Origin of the sequence: Janibacter melonis, assembly GCF_020567375.1 — a bacterium.
GTDB lineage: Bacteria > Actinomycetota > Actinomycetes > Actinomycetales > Dermatophilaceae > Marihabitans > Marihabitans melonis.
On record NZ_JAJBZM010000002.1, the window covers coordinates 145,752 to 164,999 of the forward strand.

16 protein-coding genes are annotated in these 19,248 nt (G+C 73.2%); all 16 read left to right on the forward strand.

The annotated features are described in order from the left end of the window. Positions 1-3 precede the first annotated feature (3 nt). The 16 genes from LIV55_RS06765 to LIV55_RS06840 all read left to right on the forward strand — a co-directional run bounded on the left by LIV55_RS06765 (position 4) and on the right by LIV55_RS06840 (position 19,111). Positions 4-477 (forward strand): hypothetical protein, encoded by a 474-nt coding sequence (locus tag LIV55_RS06765; protein WP_068270822.1) that lies wholly within the window; start codon positions 4-6, stop codon positions 475-477. Continuing rightward, positions 474-1,304 (forward strand): PP2C family protein-serine/threonine phosphatase, encoded by an 831-nt coding sequence (locus LIV55_RS06770; protein ID WP_224767067.1) that lies wholly within the window; start codon positions 474-476, stop codon positions 1,302-1,304. Before LIV55_RS06765 ends, LIV55_RS06770 begins: the two co-directional genes overlap by 4 nt. Position 1,305: 1 nt before the next feature. Further along, a complete protein-coding gene (locus tag LIV55_RS06775) occupies positions 1,306-3,483 on the forward strand; it encodes an FHA domain-containing protein (RefSeq protein WP_229299710.1) in 2,178 nt (725 codons plus the stop codon). Positions 3,484-3,490: 7 nt separating this feature from the next. Beyond that, entirely contained in the window at positions 3,491-5,173 is a 1,683-nt protein-coding gene (locus tag LIV55_RS06780) for a serine/threonine-protein kinase (RefSeq protein ID WP_229299711.1), read from the forward strand. A 1-nt stretch (position 5,174) separates the two neighbouring features. Further along, complete coding sequence (locus LIV55_RS06785) at positions 5,175-5,723, forward strand: hypothetical protein (RefSeq protein ID WP_123093604.1); 549 nt, start codon at positions 5,175-5,177, stop codon at positions 5,721-5,723. After that, positions 5,720-6,442, forward strand: coding sequence for an FHA domain-containing protein (locus LIV55_RS06790; RefSeq protein ID WP_372456509.1), 723 nt, complete (start codon positions 5,720-5,722; stop codon positions 6,440-6,442). The genes LIV55_RS06785 and LIV55_RS06790 overlap by 4 nt, the downstream gene beginning before the upstream one ends. A 7-nt stretch (positions 6,443-6,449) precedes the next feature. Then, entirely contained in the window at positions 6,450-7,709 is a 1,260-nt protein-coding gene (locus tag LIV55_RS06795; RefSeq protein WP_229299712.1) for an NHL repeat-containing protein, read from the forward strand. 2 nt (positions 7,710-7,711) lie between these two features. Then, positions 7,712-8,680: an AAA family ATPase gene (locus tag LIV55_RS06800; protein ID WP_068270808.1), complete on the forward strand. Its 969-nt coding sequence runs from the start codon at positions 7,712-7,714 to the stop codon at positions 8,678-8,680. A 4-nt stretch (positions 8,681-8,684) separates the two neighbouring features. Continuing rightward, on the forward strand, positions 8,685-10,205 hold the full coding sequence (locus LIV55_RS06805; protein WP_229299713.1) for a DUF58 domain-containing protein: 1,521 nt from the start codon (positions 8,685-8,687) through the stop codon (positions 10,203-10,205). Then, on the forward strand, positions 10,202-12,583 hold the full coding sequence (locus LIV55_RS06810) for a transglutaminase TgpA family protein (RefSeq protein WP_229299714.1): 2,382 nt from the start codon (positions 10,202-10,204) through the stop codon (positions 12,581-12,583). Before LIV55_RS06805 ends, LIV55_RS06810 begins: the two co-directional genes overlap by 4 nt. Then, entirely contained in the window at positions 12,580-16,971 is a 4,392-nt protein-coding gene (locus tag LIV55_RS06815; RefSeq protein ID WP_191563094.1) for a type VII secretion EssC family protein, read from the forward strand. Before LIV55_RS06810 ends, LIV55_RS06815 begins: the two co-directional genes overlap by 4 nt. Before the next feature lie 140 nt (positions 16,972-17,111). Next, the gene (locus LIV55_RS06820; protein ID WP_068270800.1) at positions 17,112-17,384 is read left to right on the forward strand and encodes a WXG100 family type VII secretion target; all 273 of its coding nucleotides are present in this window, start codon (positions 17,112-17,114) and stop codon (positions 17,382-17,384) included. 99 nt (positions 17,385-17,483) lie between these two features. Further along, positions 17,484-17,741, forward strand: coding sequence for a WXG100 family type VII secretion target (locus LIV55_RS06825; protein ID WP_191563096.1), 258 nt, complete (start codon positions 17,484-17,486; stop codon positions 17,739-17,741). A 318-nt stretch (positions 17,742-18,059) separates the two neighbouring features. Beyond that, entirely contained in the window at positions 18,060-18,281 is a 222-nt protein-coding gene (locus LIV55_RS06830; protein ID WP_123093815.1) for a biotin/lipoyl-binding carrier protein, read from the forward strand. A gap of 200 nt (positions 18,282-18,481) precedes the next feature. Then, positions 18,482-18,754 (forward strand): WXG100 family type VII secretion target, encoded by a 273-nt coding sequence (locus LIV55_RS06835; RefSeq protein WP_068270800.1) that lies wholly within the window; start codon positions 18,482-18,484, stop codon positions 18,752-18,754. Positions 18,755-18,853: 99 nt separating this feature from the next. Beyond that, positions 18,854-19,111 (forward strand): WXG100 family type VII secretion target, encoded by a 258-nt coding sequence (locus tag LIV55_RS06840; RefSeq protein WP_191563096.1) that lies wholly within the window; start codon positions 18,854-18,856, stop codon positions 19,109-19,111. Positions 19,112-19,248 lie beyond the last annotated feature (137 nt).

The window sequence follows — 19,248 nt, forward strand, 5'->3', positions numbered from 1 at the left end:
GAGATGCCGCAGCTGAGCTACCCGAGCGACACCTTCCCGGGGCCGCCGGGGGTGACCCTCGACGTGCCGCAGACGTGGGCGCCGGTGCGCGTCGGCGGCACTCTCATGGCGTGCCGCAAGATCGACAGCGACCACGGCTTCGCGCCGAACGTCGTCGTCCGCGGCTTCCAGCGCACCGCCGACTTCACGATCCGTGCGGCCCTGGCCGAGCTGCGGGCCTTCGTCGCCGAGCGTGGCGAAGGGAGGGTCGACGAGCCCTTCGAGCTCGAGCTGGGGGGCGTGCCCTTCCTCGGGGTCAACGTCTCGTGGACCGACGACGAGATCGGCACCGTCGTGCAGATCCACCTCTTCGCCGGGTCCCGGCGGGGGCGCATCGTCGACATCGTCCAGGCCACGGGCTCGGTCGGCGGCGACGACATGGAGCGCTCCTACGGAGAGGTCCAGGGCATCCTGCAGTCCGTGCGGGTCACGGCGTGAGCCCCTCCGACCTGCCCGGGAGCCGCCTCGTCCTCACCGCCGGGGCGGCGACCGACGTCGGGCGGGTGCGCACGCACAACGAGGACTCCGGGCTGGCCGAGGGCGGGCTCTTCCTCGTCGCCGACGGCATGGGCGGGCACGCGGCGGGCGAGGTGGCCAGCGGCATCGCGGTCGACACGATGCGCGAGCTCGTCGGCCGGCACGACCTCACGGCGGAGGCGGTGGGCGAGCAGATCGGGCTGGCCAACCGCCGCATCCTCGACGAGATGGCGGCCGACCCCGACAAGCAGGGCATGGGCACGACGGTCAGCGGCATCGCTCTCGTCGTCACCGGGGGGACCGACCACTGGGCGGTCTTCAACGTCGGCGACTCCCGTGTCTACCGGCTCATCGACGGCGCGCTCATGGCGATGACCGTCGACCACTCCGAGGTCCGAGAGCTCGTCGACGCCGGTGTCATCACCGCCGAGGAGGCCCGCACCCACCCCAAGCGCAACGTCGTGACCCGCTCGCTCGGCACGACCTACGCGGCCACGCCCGACGTCCGCGTCGTGCCGCCGCACGCCGGCGAGCGCTTCCTCGTGTGCTCCGACGGGCTCACCGGCGAGCTCACCGACGACCAGGTCCGCGACCTCCTCGTGCGCCACGCCGACCCGCAGCGGGCGGCCGAGGCGCTCGTGCGCGCGGCGGTCGAGGCGGGCGGCCGGGACAACGTCACCGTCGTTGTCGTCGATCTGGGCGAAGCCGGGGCAGACTCGTCCCAGACAGTCACCTCGCCCCGGGCGCACGTCGACACGGCGCCCCGGTCGAGCCACGAAGGGAGCTGACATGGAGCTGCGGATCGCGGCCCTGGACGACGTGCCGGGCTGGAGCGTCCTGCGTCGCCCTGAGGTGAGCCTGCTCCTGCGCGGGGCCGACGAGGTCACCGCACGGGTCGCGGCCGCTCTCGACGAGCGCCGCGGCGAGGACGTCGTCGACGTCGTCGTCGACACGCTCACCGCTGACGGCTTCCGCTCCACCCCCGACTTCGCCCTCGCCACCCCCGACGGGCGTCTCGTCGCCCGGGGTGCCGGCGAGGTGCGGCTCGGCGACGACCGGTCGGTCGTCGCCGGCCCCCGCATGCCGTGGCGCGACGAGGACGCCCCCGACGGGGTCGGCGAGGTCACGCTCGCCGTCGTCGGCGTCGAGGCCGCCCCGGCGCTCGAGGCGTCGGGTGCTGACGCGCCGGCGGTCGAGGAGAGCCCTGCTCCCGCGGAGCCCGCTGCCGTCGAGCAGGACGGGCCCGCAGGGTCCCCGGTCGCCGACCAGCTCGCCCCCGTGCCCGGCGCGACCGACGACGGCGCAGACGAGGACAGCGTGCTCGTGCAGGCCCCGGACGAGCCGGTCGCCGACCAGCTCGCGCAGGAGCAGCCCGTCGCCGATGACCAGCCCGTCGAGCCCGTCGCCGGTGACGAGCTCGTCGAGCCCGTCGCCGGTGACGAGCTCGTCGAGCAGGTCGAGCAGGACCATCAGGACCGGCCGGCTCCCGACGGTCCCGTCGAGGAGCCCGCTGACCCCTCGACCGAGGAGCCCTCCGGTCCGCCGGCCGACGTCCCGGCCGCCGCCCCGGAGACCGAGTCGGCCGCCGCACCCCCGCCCCCGCCGTCCGGCTGGGCCATGCCGTCGGTCTTCGGCGCTGCGAGCCCGCCGCCGCCCGCCCCGCCGTCGCCGGTGCCCCCGCAGGACGGCGACGTCGCCCGACCCACCCTCACCGTCGTCCCCGAGCCGGAGCCCGAGCCCGTCTCCGAGCAGCCGGCCGTCACCGAGCCCGCGCACGAGCCGCGACCGCAGACCGGGGACCAGCAGCAGGACGCGGCCCTGGCCGCCGGGTCCGCCCCGACCGACGAGGAGGAGGACGAGCTGCCCTCCTTCGACTTCCTCTTCGGCGCGACGAGCCACCACCGCAGCTCGCTCGTCGCCCGGGCCGAGGAGGAGGACCAGATCGACTCCGGTCCGGTCGCCGCGGCCGGTGGCTACCAGGCCCCCGAGGACGCCGCCCACGCGACGCTCGCGCCCCCGGAGGAGGAGCACGACGAGCCCGATCCCGTCGTCGAGACGCCCGCCGAGCCGGCGCCGCCGGCACCTCCCGCGCCGGTCGGTAGCCCCTTCGACCCGCCGCCGGCCACCCCCGAGGGCACGCCGCCCCCGCCGCCTCCTGCCGGTGAGGACGGCCTGATCTCCGCGGTCCCGTGGGGAGCAGGTGCCGCGCCCGCCGCACCCCAGCCCACCGCACCCGAGCCCACCACGCCGGAGCCGGCCGGGCAGGAGCCGCCCGCGCCCGAGCCGGTGGATCCCGAGCCGTCGGCGCCCGCCGAGCACGAGGCCCCCGCGGCCCAGGCACCCGAGCCGGTCGCCCCGGGAGCGGTCCCGCCGCCCCCGGTCGCCCCCTTCGGCATCGGTCTGCCCAGTGCCATGCCGAGCTTCGGCACCCCCACCGAGTCCGGGCCGCGCCCGCTCGAGCCGGCCCAGGAGCACGACCCCTACGCCGTGCCCGAGTCGACCGGCCCGATGGTCCTCGCCGTGCGCTGCCCGAGCGGCCACGCGAGCGCCCCCCACGCCGTGAGCTGCCGTGTGTGCGGTGCGGCGCTGCCCTCGCAGCAGCCCGAGCCGACGCCCCGCCCGGCCCTGGGTCTGCTGCGGCTGTCGACCGGCGACGTCGTCACCCTCGACCGCGGGGTGCTCATCGGCCGCGCGCCGAAGTCGGCGCCCGAGCTGCCCGCCGCGCAGGCACCGCACCTCGTGCGGGTGCCGAGCCCGGACAACGAGATCTCGCGCAACCACGTCGAGGTCATCCTCGACGGCTGGCACGTGCTCGTGCGCGACCTCGGCTCGACGAACGGCACGACCATCACGCTGCCGCAGGACCACCCCGTGCGGCTGCGCCCCGGCGACCAGCAGAGCATCGAGCCCGGCACGACGATCACCCTCGCCGACCAGGTGAGCGCGGTCTTCGAGGTGACCGGGTGATGCGTCGGTGAGTCAGGCCGTCCCCCCCGTCCTCGACGGGCTGGACTACATCCAGCCGCTGGGCTCCGGCGGCTATGCCGACGTGTACCTGTACGAGCAGCAGATGCCGCGGATGAAGGTCGCGGTCAAGGTGCTCAAGAGCGAGGGCCTCACGGTCGGCATCAAGCAGCAGTTCATCGACGAGGCCAACACGATGGCCCAGCTCGCCGACCACCCCTACATCGTCCAGGTCTTCCGGGCCGGCACGAGCGAGGACGGCCGGCCCTTCCTCGTCATGAAGTACTACCCGCCGCCGAACCTCGCGCAGCGGGCCCGTCGAGAGCGCTTCTCCGTCGAGGAGGTGCTGCGCACCGGCATCCAGCTCGCCTCGGCCGTCGAGACCGCCCACCGCGCCGGCGTCATCCACCGCGACATCAAGCCGGCGAACGTCCTCGTCAGCCAGTACGGCTCGCCGGGCCTGACCGACTTCGGCATCGCCGGCATCGGCGGGGCTCTCGAGGACCTCGACGACGACATCGGCGTCTCCGTGCCGTGGGCGCCCCCCGAGGTGCTCTACGGGCAGAGCAACGGCGACGCGCGCGCCGACGTCTACGCGCTCGCGGCCACCCTGTGGCAGCTGCTCGTCGGGCGGTCCCCCTTCGAGGTGCCGGGCGGCGACAACTCCGCGTACGCCCTCATGCCCCGCATCCGGTCCAACCCGCCGCCCGAGACCGAGCGGGCCGACGTCCCGGCCTCGCTCGAGCGGCTCCTCGCCCAGGCGATGAGCAAGAACCCCCTCGCGCGGCCCGCGACGGCCCTCGAGCTGGCCCGCTCGCTGCAGCACATCGAGCAGCAGGAGCGCTTCTCGCGCACCGCGATCGTCGTCCTCGACGAGGAGGGCCACACGGCGAGCCGACCGGCCGCCCAGGCACCCGACCCGACCCGGCTGCGGCACGCCACCCCCGCTCCGGGCTCCGGGCGCACCCTGCCGCCCCCGCCCCTCGGCCAGCCCGTCATCGGCGGCGAGCTGAGCGGCGGCCGGGGGATCCCCGGCAGCCCGGCCGTCTCCTTCACCACGGGTGCCCAGGGCCCCGCCTCGAGCACCGTCACCGGGCCCCAGCCCGGGTACCAGTCGGGTCCGAGCGGTGCCCGTCCGGACCACGCGTCCGGTCCGTCCCCCTTCGCGCCGGTCGCCTCCGGACCGCGCCCTGCGACGACCGGTGGGTCCGGACCGGGGCAGACCTCCGGTCGGCACGGCAGCGGCGGGCCCGACCGTCGTCTCCTCGTGCCGGCGATCGCCGCCGGTGCCCTCGCCCTGCTGCTCCTCGTCGGGGGCGGCATCTACCTCTCGAGTCGTGGCGGCGACGAGCCCGGGCCCGGGACGACCGAGGCCGGGGGCGAGCTCGCGGGCACGCCCGTCATCGCGTCGATCGCCAACGGCGAGGGCGACAAGGTGACGATCGACATGACGATGGACGGCGCTCAGGAGGGCGACACCTTCCAGGTCAAGGCCGTGCAGACCGAGTCGCAGGACCCCCAGCCCTCGGAGTTCGAGTCCTCCGTCGAGGTGAGCGCCCCGAGCACCGAGGTGGGCAAGGCGACCTTCCCGACGAACGCGTCACCGGGCACCCGGGTCTGCGCGATCGCGCGCGTCGCCCGTGGCGAGCAGACGACGCAGTGGAGCGCGCCCGAGTGCGTGGACGTGGAGTGACGTGACCACCCCGCCCCCCGCGCCGCCGAGCCGTGGCCGCGTCCGTCGCGACGACCAGCCGGCCCCCGCCCCATCTGCCGAGCCCGAGGCCCCGCGCCGCGGGCTCACCGTCGGTCTGCTCCCCTTCGTGCTCGGCGTGCTCGGGCTCGTCCTCGTCAGCCTCGTCGTGCTCCTCGTCTACCTCTCCGGGCGCGACGAGCCCGAGCCCGCGGCGACGTACACCTCGGCCGCGACGGACGTCGACGCGATCACCGGTGCCCCGACGGTGACCCTCACCCCCGCCTCGTCGGGGCACGTGATGACCGTCGAGATCGCGTACGACGGTGCGGCAGAAGACGACCGGTACCGGGTGGTCGTCATGAGCGGCGCGCCGCAGGGCGACCCCGACGCGACGGAGTTCGACCTCTCCCGAGGCGTTACCCTCGCGCCAGGGGTGTCCCAGTACCGGGTGAGCATCGCGTCCGGTGTGCGGCTGTGCGCTCAGGCACGCGTCGTGCGGGGAGCCGCCGAGTCCGCGTGGTCGTCGACGAAGTGCGAGGTGCAGAGGTGAGCGAGCAGGGGCAGCCGGCAGGCGGCGTGAGCGTCGACTTCTGCGGCGAGATCTACCCGGCCGACCCGACGCGGCCGTTGACCATCGGGCGCGAGGGCGACGTCGAGATCGACGACAACCCCTTCTTGCACCGCTCCTTCCTCCAGATCACCCACGAGGGCGGCTTCTGGTGGCTCACCAACGTCGGCTCGACGCTCACGGCGACGGTGGCCGACAAGAAGGGCCTGCTCCAGGCCTGGCTGAGCCCCGGCGCGCGGATCCCGCTCGCCTTCGAGCGCGTCACGGTGTGGTTCACCGCGGGCCCCACGACCTACGACTTCGACGTCGTCGCCGACACCCCGTCCTTCCAGATGGTCGACAACGAGGCCCTCGAGCCCGACGCGACCGGCGAGACGACGGTCGGGCGGGTGTCCTTCACCCCGGACCAGAAGCTCCTCGTCATCGCGCTGTGCGAGGACTTCCTGCGCCGGGACACCGCGGGCACCGGCTCGATCCCCAGCTCGGCCGACGCCGCCCGACGCCTCGGGTGGACCGTGACGAAGTTCAACCGCAAGCTCGACAACGTCTGCTCGAAGCTCGCCGACGCCGGCACCCGGGGGCTGCACGGCGGACCGGGCAAGCTCGCGAGCAACCGCAAGACGCGGCTCGTCGAGCACGCGCTGTCGACGCGTCTGGTGACCGTCCAGGACCTCGCGCTGCTCGACCACCCGACCGAGTGACCTGACCATGCCGCGCACGCGCCGTCGTGGGCTCGCCGTCGTCTCGGGGACCCTCTTCACCCTCGCCGTGGGGGTGAGCGCCGTCTTCGCCGCGCGCAGCACCGGCGAGCCCGTGCACGAGATCGCGCTCGGCGACGGCGGCGTGTGGGTCACCTCGGGCGAGAGCGGCATGTGGGGGCGGGTCGACCGAGGCGCGAACCAGCTCGGCACCGTCGTGCCGGGCGGCGCCTCGCAGGAGACGTCCTCGACCCGGCGCGCCGACGTGCTCCAGGACGGCCGGCTCGTCGTCGGGGTGAGCGCCGACGGAGCGCTCGTGCCTCTCGACGCGGCGACGGGCCAGGCAGGAGAGGGTCGCGGCCAGCTCCCGAAGGCCACCTACAGCAGCGGCGACCGCCTCTACCGCCCGCCGCTCGTCGACCTGCGCGGCCGGACGATCGCGATGGTCGAGCCCGGTACCGGTCGGGTCTGGGCGCAGCGCCTCGACGCCGACGGCGTCGGTGACCTCTCCGCGATGACGACCTCGTCGCCCCCGCTCGCCACCGTCGACCAGGGCGACGCCGCCGTCGCGGTCGACGTCGACGGCAACGTCAAGGTCGTCTCGGCGACCACCGGGACGGTGCTCGACATCCCGGCCGAGGGCGACGGCTTCGGCGAGCCGGAGCGGGAGACTCTCGAGCTCGGCGGCAACGGCGTCGACATCACCGCCGTCGGCGACCGGTGGGTCGTCCTCGACCCGACGAACGGCCGGGTGTGGGTCGAGGGGCAGGACGACCCGCAGCACGTCGACGGAGCGCCGAGCGGCGGTGACGGCCCGCCGCTCTACGCCGCGCTCCAGGTGCCGGGGGTCGAGGCCGACTCCGTCGCGGTGACGACCGACCTCAAGACGGTCCTCGTCGGCACCCAGGGCTCGGGCACGAGCCGTCGCGGCATCGACTTCGGCGAGAGCACCCAGGCGGTGTCGATCCGCAGCCACTTCGTCGCCCGCCCGGTCGTCAACGGCCCGTGCCTGCTCGGCGTGCGCTCGCAGGGCACCCGGGTGCGCTACCAGGTGGTCTGCAGCGACGAGACCCTCCCCGCCACCGAGGTCGTGCTCCCGGGCAACCTCGCCCGCTCCACCCCGGTCGTCCTGCGGCTCAACCGCGGGCAGGTCCTCGTCAACGACCTCGACACGGGGCGCGTCCTCGACCTCTCGCTCGACCGCGAGCTGCGCATCGACACCTGGCCCACGGCCGATCAGCTGACCACCCTCAAGAGCAGGAGTTCGTGACCATGAGCGTGACCCAGGAGCAGGCCGGCTGGTTCGCCCAGACCTTCGCGCAGATGGTCGGCAACGTCGACCGGGCCGTGCTCGGCAAGCAGCACGTCGTGCGGCTCGCGCTCACCTGCCTGCTCTCCGAGGGCCACCTGCTCCTCGAGGACTACCCGGGCACGGGCAAGACCCAGCTCGCCCGCGCCATCGCGGCCACCGTCCAGGGCAGCAACAGCCGGATCCAGTTCACCCCCGACCTGCTGCCGAGCGACGTCACCGGCGTGACGATCTACGACCAGAGCACGAAGCGCTTCGACTTCCACAAGGGCCCGGTCTTCGCGACGATCGTCCTCGCCGACGAGATCAACCGCGCCTCGCCGAAGACGCAGTCCGCCCTGCTGGAGGTCATGGAGGAGGGCCGGGTCACGGCCGACGGCACGACCCACGAGGTCGGCCGCCCCTTCATGGTCATCGCGACGCAGAACCCCATCGAGCAGGCCGGCACCTACCGCCTGCCCGAGGCCCAGCTCGACCGCTTCCTCATGAAGACGTCGTTGGGCTACCCCGACCACGAGGCCACCGTGGCGGTCCTGGCCGACGCGGCCCGCCGCGACCGCACCGCCGGTCTGCGCCCGGTCCTCGCCGCGCAGGTCGTCTCCGACATGGCCGGGCTGGCCGACCAGGTGCACGTCGACGCGGCGATCCTCGCCTACGTCGCGCGCATCGCCGAGGAGACCCGGCGTCACCGCAACGTGCGGCTCGGGCTGTCGGTGCGCGGGTGCCTGGCCTTCGTGCGCTGCGCGAAGACCTGGGCGGTCAGCCAGGGCCGCACCCACGTCGTCCCGGACGACATCAAGATCATCGCGGAGCCGATCATGGCCCACCGCCTCCTGCTCACCTCCGAGGCGGAGTTCGCCGGCGTCCAGGTCGGCGACGTCGTCGGCCAGGTCCTCGGCGAGGTCGCCCCGCCGACCGAGCGGAGCCGCTGAGCCGATGACGACGCCCCCGTCCGGTCCGAGCCAGCGCGGCTCCGAGCCGTCGCGCGGCCGCGGTCGGGTGCGCCCGCAGCCCGTCGAGGAGGACGCGCCCACCCTTCGCCCGGGGCAGCTCGACCGGTCGGGCGGGCCGGGCCAGGTCCCGCCCGCCCCCGCCCCGGCCCGTCCTGAGCAGCGTGCCGCCCCGACGCCGATGGAGGTGCGTCAGGAGCGGATGGCGGAGGGTCAGCGGCTGCGCGCGACCGGCCAGCGCCGCACGGTCACCCTCCCGGTGCCCGTCCAGGCGGTCCGGAGCACGAAGGGGGGCGCGGCCGCCGCCCTGCGCGCCTCGGCCCGCGGGGGCGAGCGGGTCCGCACGACGTGGTTCGGCGGGCTGCTGTCGTGGGTCTCGCCGCTCGGCTGGTCCGTCCTCGCCCTCGGGACGGCGGAGGTCGTCGTCGGCCTCCTCCTCGCGTGGGTCGAGGTCGTCACCCTCGGGGTCGCCCTGCTCGTCGCCTGCGCCCTGTGCTTCGCGCTCGCCGTCGGGCGCACCCACCCCCGCGTCGAGCTCACCGCCCGTCCCTCACGGGTGCGGGTCGGGGAGCGCGCGGCGGCCGAGGTCGTCCTGCACAACCCCGGGCACCGTCGGATCTTGCCCTCGCGCGTCGAGATCGCCGTCGGCGAGGACGTGCGCACCATCGACCTGCCCGCGCTGCGCCGCGGCGAGCAGGTCCGCCACGAGCTGCCGGTGCCCACCGACCGGCGCGGGGTCGTCGAGGTCGGTCCCGTGCGCACCGTCCAGGAGGACCCGCTGCGCCTCACCAACCGCACCCGCGTCTTCGGCGAGGTCAAGCAGCTCTTCGTCCACCCGAGCACCCGACCGCTGGAGTCGGGCGCCCACGGCCTGCTGCGCGACCTCGAGGGCGAGGTCACCCCCGAGCTGTCGATGGCCGACATCAACTTCCACGCGCTGCGCGAGTACGAGCCCGGCGACGACCGGCGCTACGTCCACTGGCGCAGCTCGGCCAAGCACGACCGGCTCCTCGTGCGGCAGTTCCAGGAGACGCGTCGCGCGCACCTCACCGTCATCGTCGACGTCGACCCCTCCGGGTATCGCGCCGAGGAGGACGTCGAGGCAGCGATGGACATCGCCGCCTCGCTCGTCGTCCAGTCCATCCGCGACGAGCAGGAGGCGACCGTCGTCGCCGGCGACCGGGTCGCCTCGCGGACGACGATCCCGCTCACCCTCGACACCATCGCCCAGGCCGGCGTCGGCCGCGCCGACCTGCTGAGCTCGGCGCGCCGTGCGGCCGCCCTGGCCCCCGACAGCTCGGTCGTCGTCCTCGTCACCGGACCGCGGCGCGCCTTCCTCGAGCTGCAGCAGGTGCTCTTCCAGTTCGACGTCGAGGTGCACCACGTCGCCCTCCTCGTCGACGGCGGGGCGAGCGCCTCCCTTCGCCGGCAGCGCGGCATGACGATCGCCACCGTCGGCGGTCTGGACGAGCTGCACCACGTCCTGTCCGGGCTGAGCACCGCATGAGCGTCGTCGGCGCCCCTCGCGAGGGGATGATCAAGCCCCAGCTCACCGGCGGGCAGCGGGTCCGGGCGACGCTCGGGCGGATGCGCCCCGGCCCGGAGCACCTCGTCGACGCGGGCTTCGCCGTGCTCGTCGTCGCGCTCGTCCTCGTCGGGCTGCGCACCTCGGTCTTCGGCACCCACTCGCTCCTCGCCGGGGTCGTCGGCATGCTGCTCGGGCTCGTCCTCGGGCACGTCCAGGCCACCTACCGGTGGCCGCTCGTCGCCATCAGCGCCCTCACCGTCGTGCTCTACCTGCTCGTCGGGGCTCTCGTCGTCGTCCGCGACGACCTGCGCTTCGGCGTGCTGCCGACCCTGCGCACCTTCACCGACCTCGCCGGCGCGCCGATCCACGGGTGGAAGCGCTGGCTGACCCTCGTGCCACCGGTCGACGCCGGCGGCCAGATGCTCGCCCTCGTCTTCTTCGTCGCCGTCGTGGGGACCCTCGTCGTCTACGCGACCGCCCGCCGTCACCGCTCGGCGCTCCTCGTCGCCGCCCCGGTCCTCGTGCTCCTGTGCGTCGTGCTGCTCATGGGCACGCAGGCGCCGGCGTCCCCGCTCGTCCACGGGGTCGCCCTGCCCGTCGCCCTCCTCGCGTGGTTCGCCCTCCGGGCCCGGCGCGGCCAGGAGCGGCGCGGGCGGCCCGCCCTCTCCCGGCTCGCCCTCGGGGGCGGGATCCTCGCGATCGCCGCCCTCGTCGCCGGTCTGCTCGGCCCGCTGCTCGGGGATGCCGACCCGTCGGAGCGCTCGACGCTGCGCGCCGAGGTCTCACCGGTGCACGACCTCAGCTATCTCACGAGCCCGCTCGGCGAGTTCCGCAGCTACACCGAGCAGTCGCCCACCCGGTTGTGGGACACCGAGCTCTTCCGCGTCGGCGGGGTGCCCGTCGGCGCACCGCTGCGCCTGGCGACGCTCGACTCGTGGGACGGCACGACGTGGGGGGTCACCGGGCTCGACGAGGCCGGGGGCGACCCGCGTCGGGCCTTCCAGCTCTTCGGCCAGCGGGTCGGCGTCTCCGACAGCGCCGGCCGGACCCCGAGCGAGATCACCGTCGAGGTGCCCGAGGAAGGCTACGACGGCCCGTGGGTGCCGACGACCGGCAGCGTCCAGGGCATCACGCTCGACGAGCCGACCGCCGAGCGCGTCGACGGCAAGGCCTGGCTCAACCTCTCGACCGACGCGGTCCTCGTGCCCTCGGGCCTGCAGGCCGGCGACCGCTACACGCTGCGCACCGTGCTCACCGAGTCGCTCGGCGAGGAGCTGCCGCAGAGCCTGCCCGTGGCGCGGGGCTCGCTGCCGATGGGGGCGAGCACCGACTTCGTCGAGCCCCGCCTGCGCGCGTGGGCGGCGGACGAGAGCGACCCGTGGCGACGCTTCGTCGCCGTGGCGACCGCGATGCGCGAGGAGGGCACGTACACCGACGGCCTGCCCGCGATCTCCGCCGAGGGCTCGACCTCGGCCGCCTACCGTCAGCGGGCGGCCGAGGCGCTGCTCGTCCACGGCCCCGGCCACGGCACCGCCCGCCTCACCGACTTCCTCGGGCACGACCCGCTCGCCGGCGACGACGAGCAGTACGCCGCGGCGCTCGCCCTCATGGGCAATCGGCTGGGCATCCCGACCCGCGTCGTCCTCGGCGCCGTGGCCACCCAGGACGGCGTCGTGCGCGGGCGCGACGTCCACGCGTGGGTCGAGGTGCAGCGCGCCGACCGGTCCTGGTACCCCGTCATGCCGCAGACCTTCATGCCCGACCGCGAGACCGCGCCGCCGGAGCAGATGAAGGCCTGGGACGCGCCGGCGTCCGAGCCGCTCCCGCCGCCGCCCCCGCCCCCCGTCGTCCAGAGCGACCCCACGGACTGGTCCTCGCCGCGCACCTGGCCGCTGTGGGCCAAGGCCCTGGCCGTCCTCGTCGTCCTGCCCCTGCTCCTCCTCGCGATCGCCCCCCTCGTCGGGGGCGTGCGCCGCGTCCTGCGCTCGCGCACCGGCGACCCCGACCAGCGCGTCGGCCGGGCCTGGGCCGATCTCGTCGACGAGGCCCGCTCGATGGGTCTCGACGTCCCCCTCCGCGCGACGCGTCCCGAGCAGGCGATGGCCCTCGGCCCGCAGGTCGACGCGATGCCCGTCGCGGTGGCCGCCGACGCCCTCGTCTTCGGGGAGCGACCGGCCGACCCCGCCGCCGTCGGGTCCTGGCTGCGCGACCTGCGCGCCGTGCGCCGTCGGGCCCGTCGCTCGGCCGGTCTCCCGGCCGCCCTCGTCGCCCGCACCGACCCCCGGCGCGTCGTCACCCACGACGTGCCCGCTGACCACGCCCCGCGCCGATCCCGTCGGAAGGCTGACCGGACATGAAGCTCATGCTCACCCTGCGAGGGTCGAACGACAAGGACGTCGACCTCGTCGCCACCGTCGACGGCCGCACGACCGTCGGTGACCTCGCCGAGCACCTCGTCCTGTCCGACCCGGACCGGCAGTCCGGCGGTGACTACTACGCGCGCTCCGACCTCGGCACGCACACCCTCGCCCTCGTCGACGAGAACTACCGCGCGGTCGACCCCGGCACGACGGTCGCCGAGTCCGGTCTGCGCAGCGGCGTCCACGTCGCCGTCACCCGTCGCTCCAGCGGGTACGAGGACAAGGCCGCGCCGCTGGCGACCGCCGTCGTCGTCGGCGGCCCGGACGAAGGGAGGGAGTTCCCTCTCCAGCGCGGCACCTCCCACGTCGGTCGCGGGCGCGACTGCGAGATCCAGGTCAACGACGGGTCGGTGAGCCGGCGGCACGCGAAGCTCCTCGTCGCCGACGTCGTCGAGGTCACCGACCTCGGCTCGAGCAACGGCGTCGTCGTCGACGACGAGCGGATCGACCGCGCGATCCTGCGCGAGGGCGAGGCCTTCACCGTCGGCGACACGACGATCGAGATCCGCCAGGCGCGCGCCGCCGCGGGCGTGACGATGGGTGACAGCGGCACCGTCGCCTTCTCCCGCAGCCCGCGGATCGCGCCGGTCTACCAGGGCCTCGTCTTCGAGGTCCCCGACCTGCCCGAGCGCGGCAAGCCCCAGCGCATGCCGCTGGCGATGATGCTCGTCCCGCTCTTCATGGGTGCGACGCTCTTCGCGGTCACCCGCAGCCCGTACACGATCATGTTCATGCTCATGATGCCGGCGATGATGATGGCCAACGCCTACGAGTCGCGGCGCCGCGTCCGCCTCGACTTCGAGGACGCGATGAACGACTTCCGCGAGGACATCGGCTACCTCGTCGAGGACATCGAGGCCGAGCTCGACCGCGAGCACGACATGCGCAGGCTCGAGCACCCCGCCGTCGCCGAGACCGGTGAGGCCGTGCGCCGGCACCACCCGCTCATGTGGACCCGGCGCCCCGGTGAGCCCGGGTACCTCGAGTACCGCCTCGGTCTCGGCGTGCGTCCCAGCCGCTCCGAGATCAAGTTGCCGAAGATGGGTCGGACCCGCGCGGAGGCCTGGCTCGAGGTCTCGCAGACGATGCAGGGCCTGGGCCACGTCGCCGACGTGCCCGTCACCGCCCACCCGCTCATCGACGGTGCCATCGGCATCTCCGGCCCCCGTGACGAGGCGCTGGCGATGGCCCGCTCGCTCGTCGTGCAGACCGCGGCGCTGCACTCGCCGGCCGAGGTCGTCCTGTGCGCCCTCGCCTCGACGAAGTCCGCCCGCGACTGGGACTGGGTGAAGTGGCTGCCCCACACCGCGTCGCCGCAGAGCCCGATCGACGCGCAGCACACGGCGAGCTCGGGCCCGGGCTGCTCGGCGCTCATGGAGCAGCTCGAGGGCTATGCGAGCCGCACGATCGAGAAGGGCAAGCCGACGGGGGTCAACGTCGTCGTCCTCGTCGAGAACGACGCTCCCGTCGACCGGGCCCGCCTCGTCCAGCTCGCCGAGCGCGGCTGGCGCTCCGGGGTCGTCGTCGTGTGGGTCGCGCCCGTCACCGAGCAGCTGCCGGCGGCGTGCCGCACCTTCGTCGAGGTCGAGACCGGCGGTCGGGCCCGCGTCGGCTACGTCGCGCCCGCCGAGGTCGCCCAGGACGTCACCGCCGACGTGCTCTCCTACGAGCAGGCCGTCGTCGCCGCCCGCCGGCTGGCCCCCGTCACCGACTCCGGCGCGCTGTCCGAGGACGACTCGGACATCCCGCGCTCGGTCTCCTTCCTCGCCCTCGTCGGCACCGAGCTCGCGAGCTCGCAGATGGCCGTCATCGAGCGGTGGAACGAGAACCGCTCGATCCTCACCGGCCGGCACGCCCCAGCCACCCCGAGCCGCAAGCCGGGCTCCCTTCGCGCCGTCCTCGGCCAGAGCGCGCTCGGGACGTACAGCGTCGACCTGCGCACCGACGGGCCCCACGCCCTCGTCGGCGGCACGACCGGTGCCGGCAAGTCTGAGCTGCTCCAGGCCTGGATCCTCGGCATGGCCACCGCCCACAGCCCGCAGCGGGTGACCTTCCTGCTCGTCGACTACAAGGGCGGGTCGGCCTTCCGCGACTGCGTCAACCTGCCGCACACCGTCGGCATGGTCACCGACCTCTCGCCGCACCTCGTGCGGCGCGCGCTCGAGAGCCTGTCGGCCGAGCTGCACTACCGCGAGCACCTGCTCGCGCGCTTCAAGGCCAAGGATCTCGTCGAGCTCGAGCGGCGCGGCGAGGTCGAGGCCCCGCCGAGCCTCATCATCGTCGTCGACGAGTTCGCGGCCCTCGTCCAGGAGGTCCCGGACTTCGTCGACGGCGTCGTCAACATCGCCCAGCGCGGCCGCTCCCTCGGCATCCACCTCATCCTCGCCACCCAGCGCCCCGCGGGCGTCATCCGCGACAACCTGCGCGCGAACACCAACCTGCGCATGGCGCTGCGCATGGCCGACACCGACGACTCGACCGACGTCCTCGGCACGCCCGAGGCGGCGTACTTCGACCCGGGCCTGCCCGGTCGCGCGATGGCGAAGTCCGGCCCGGGGCGGCTCGTCCCCTTCCAGACCGGGTACGCCGGCGGGTGGACGAGCGACACCCCGCCGCCGCCGGACATGCTCGTCGAGACGCTGAGCTTCGGCGCCCCCGTGCGCTGGGAGCTGCCCGCGACGCCGAAGACGCAGGAGGACGACGAGCTCGGCCCCAACGACATCCAGCGCGTCGTCGAGGTCGTCGAGGCGGCCCGGGTCGAGGCCGAGATCCCGGTGCCCCGCAAGCCCTGGCTGCCCGAGCTCGAGCCCGTGTACGACCTCGCGAAGCTGCCGACCGACCGGCGCGACGACGAGCTCGTCATCGGCATCTCCGACAACCCCGCGCTGCAGTCGCAGCCGACGATCTCCTTCCGCCCCGACGCCGAGGGCAACCTCGCCGTCTACGGCGCGTCCGGGTCGGGCAAGAGCGCCTTCCTGCGCACCATCGCCATCGCCGCCGGCTTCACGGTGCGCGGCGGGCCGTGCCACGTCTACGGGCTCGACTTCGGCAACCGCGGGCTGTCGATGCTCGAGACGCTGCCGCACGTCGGCAGCATCATCTCGGGTCAGGACGAGGAGCGCGTCAAGCGCCTCATCAACCACCTGCGCGAGGTCATCGAGGAGCGCGCCGTGCGCTACAGCAAGGCGAACGCCTCGACGATCACCGCCTACCGCCAGCTCACCGGCCGGCACGACGAGCCGCGGATCTTCGTCCTCGTCGACGGTCTGACCTCCTTCCGCAGCGCCTACGAGTCGACCGGTGCGCTCATGAAGTGGCTCGACGCCTTCACCTCGCTGCTCGGCGACGGCCGGCCGGTCGGCGTGCACTTCGTGCTCTCCGTCGACGCGCGCAACGGCCTGCCCGTCTCGATGGGGTCCTCGGTGCAGTCGCGCTTCGTGCTGCGGATGGCGACGGAGGACGACTACTCCTTCCTCGGCGTCCCCGCCGACGTCCTCACCGCCGAGTCCGCTCCGGGGCGCGGCATCTTCAAGAAGCGCGAGGTCCAGGTGGCCGTCCTCGGCGGCACGCAGGACGCCTCGGAGCAGTCGCGGATGGTGCAGGGCTTCGCCGACGCGATGCGCAAGAGCGGCACGGCACCGGCGCCGGAGATCGAGTCGCTGCCGGAGGTCGTGCACGCGGCCGACCTGCCCCGGGTCGTCGACGGCCTGCCCGTCCTCGGCATGGACTCCGAGCAGCTCGCGCCGTGCACCTTCGAGCCGCGCGGCGGCTTCGTCGTCACCGGTCCTCCCGGCAGCGGTCGCACGACGACGCTCGTGCAGCTGCTGCGCTCGATCTGCGCTGCGGACCCGAGCACGGAGATCTACGTCGTCAGCCTGCGGCGCAACAGCGAGCTGCTCCACCTGCCCGAGGTCACCGGCACGGCGACGAAGGAGGAGGAGATCACCGCGCTGTCGGCGACCCTCAAGGAGAAGGCGCTCGCCGAGGGCGGGCCCCACGTCGTGCTCGTCCTCGAGAAGCTCGACGACCTCGCCCAGATGCCGTACCAGAACCCCCTCCAGGAGTGCGTCAAGCCGCTCGTCGACAATGACCACTTCGTCATCGCCGAGGCCGACCCGTCGGCCATGACGACGAGCATGGGTCTGCAGGGCCTGGTCAAGGGGTCGCGCTCGGGCATCGCGCTCGTCCCGGACGGGTCGGAGAGCTCGATGATCTTCAAGACGACTTTCCCGCCGCTGCAGCGCGTCTTCATGCCCGAGGGCCGCGGTGTCCTCGTGCGCCGCGGGCGTGCGCAGATCGTCCAGGTCGCGCTGCCGCAGCGCTGAGCAGACGCCCGGGACAGGGGGAGTGCTCCCCATGGTCCGGGCGCCTACCTCTTAGTAGGTTCGTCGCACACGGACCGCAGGGGCGAGAGCACGGCCGGTCCGGTGCACGAAAGCACATTTCTCGAGCAGGAGGATTCGACATGGCTTGGCTGGGTATGAACCTGGAGACGGTCTCGGGTGAGATCCCGAAGTGGAGCAGCCTCTCTGAGGAGGTGGGCTCGATCATCAACAACACGAACACGCAGGTGCAGGCGGCGAACGAGGCGTGGAACGGCACGGACTCGGATCAGTTCGTGGGTGACTGGAATGACAAGTACCGCCCGGCGCTGGAGCAGATCAAGCAGATGATCGATCAGCTGGTGGATCAGCTGACGCAGGACGTGAACCAGCAGCGGGAGACCTCGGGGGCCTGACCCTTTCGGGTTGGTCGTCGCAGCGGTCTTTTCTGACGAGCTTTCTTTTTCTTCGACACGAGTAGGAGCAGTGCTATGGGTGGGAATCTGACCGAGGGTATGGACACTGATCGGATCCGTGAGGTTGCGGGTCAGCTGCAGACGCAGGCGGGCAAGATCGGTGAGGTGCAGCAGAACGGGACCTCGCAGCAGGGGACGCTGGCGGAGAACTGGTTGGGGTCTGACTCGGAGGCGTTCGGGCAGGCGTGGCAGCAGGCGGCGAAGGCGTTGCAGCAGGCCTCGGATGCGATCACGGCGTACTCGAAGGCTGCGCTGGATCAGGCCACGCAGCAGGACGAGGCGTCCAAGGGTCGCTGAGGTCCTGGTTCGGGACGGCGCGAAGGGGTGGTGGCCAGTGGCCACCACCCCTTCGTCATCCCCCGTCCGCGCCCTCGAAGCGAGTCACAGGGGCCACGAGTTTCTCGGGTCACCCGATAAACCCCCGCTCAGCATGAGTACCGGACTCGTGCGAAGTGGGGGTAAGTCATGCGAAGGGGGAGCGAGCCCCGCCCCGTCGCCGCCTCGAGGGCGCGAAGGGGGAGCGAGGCCTCCTCGTCACGGCCCCGGGGTGCGACGGGGGAGCGAGGGCGAAGGGGTGGTCAGGGCGCGCCTCGCCCTGCCCTAGGCTGGTGTGCCATGGATCACGTCGTCGAGTCTGAGCTGGTCGCCAACGTCATCGCGGTGCACGTCGCGCCCGATCAGGACGTCGCGCAGGGCGACGAGCTCGTGCTGCTCGAGTCGATGAAGATGGAGATCCCCGTGCTCGCCGAGCACGCCGGCCGCGTGCGCTCGGTCAAGGTCGACGTCGGCGACGTCGTCCAGGAGGGCGAGACCCTCGTCGTCCTGTCCGTCGACTGACGGGCCGCACACCGGGCAGCGGTCGTCTGCCCCGTCCTCGCCCACCCTCGCTTACCCGTGAGAACCCCTGTGCCACAACGGGATTCGTCGTACCTCGCCGCGGGGGAGTCCTCCCCATTCTCAACCCGCCTCGTCCTGCCTAGTGTTGTCACCAGTCGGGCGGGGAAGCCGCTCGAGCATCTCGAGCAGGAGGATTCGACATGGCTTGGCTGGGTATGAACCTGGAGACGGTCTCGGGTGAGATCCCGAAGTGGAGCAGCCTCTCTGAGGAGGTGGGCTCGATCATCAACAACACGAACACGCAGGTGCAGGCGGCGAACGAGGCGTGGAACGGCACGGACTCGGATCAGTTCGTGGGTGACTGGAATGACAAGTACCGCCCGGCGCTGGAGCAGATCAAGCAGATGATCGATCAGCTGGTGGATCAGCTGACGCAGGACGTGAACCAGCAGCGGGAGACCTCGGGGGCCTGACCCTTTCGGGTTGGTCGTCGCAGCGGTCTTTTCTGACGAGCTTTCTTTTTCTTCGACACGAGTAGGAGCAGTGCTATGGGTGGGAATCTGACCGAGGGTATGGACACTGATCGGATCCGTGAGGTTGCGGGTCAGCTGCAGACGCAGGCGGGCAAGATCGGTGAGGTGCAGCAGAACGGGACCTCGCAGCAGGGGACGCTGGCGGAGAACTGGTTGGGGTCTGACTCGGAGGCGTTCGGGCAGGCGTGGCAGCAGGCGGCGAAGGCGTTGCAGCAGGCCTCGGATGCGATCACGGCGTACTCGAAGGCTGCGCTGGATCAGGCCACGCAGCAGGACGAGGCGTCCAAGGGTCGCTGAGGTCCTGGTTCGGGACGGCGCGAAGGGGTGGTGGCCAGTGGCCACCACCCCTTCGTCATGCGCGGGGAGCCGGGTCAGAGCGAGGCACCGGTGGTCTCGAGGCTCGGGCGCTGGGCGCCCGTCGCACCTCGACCATC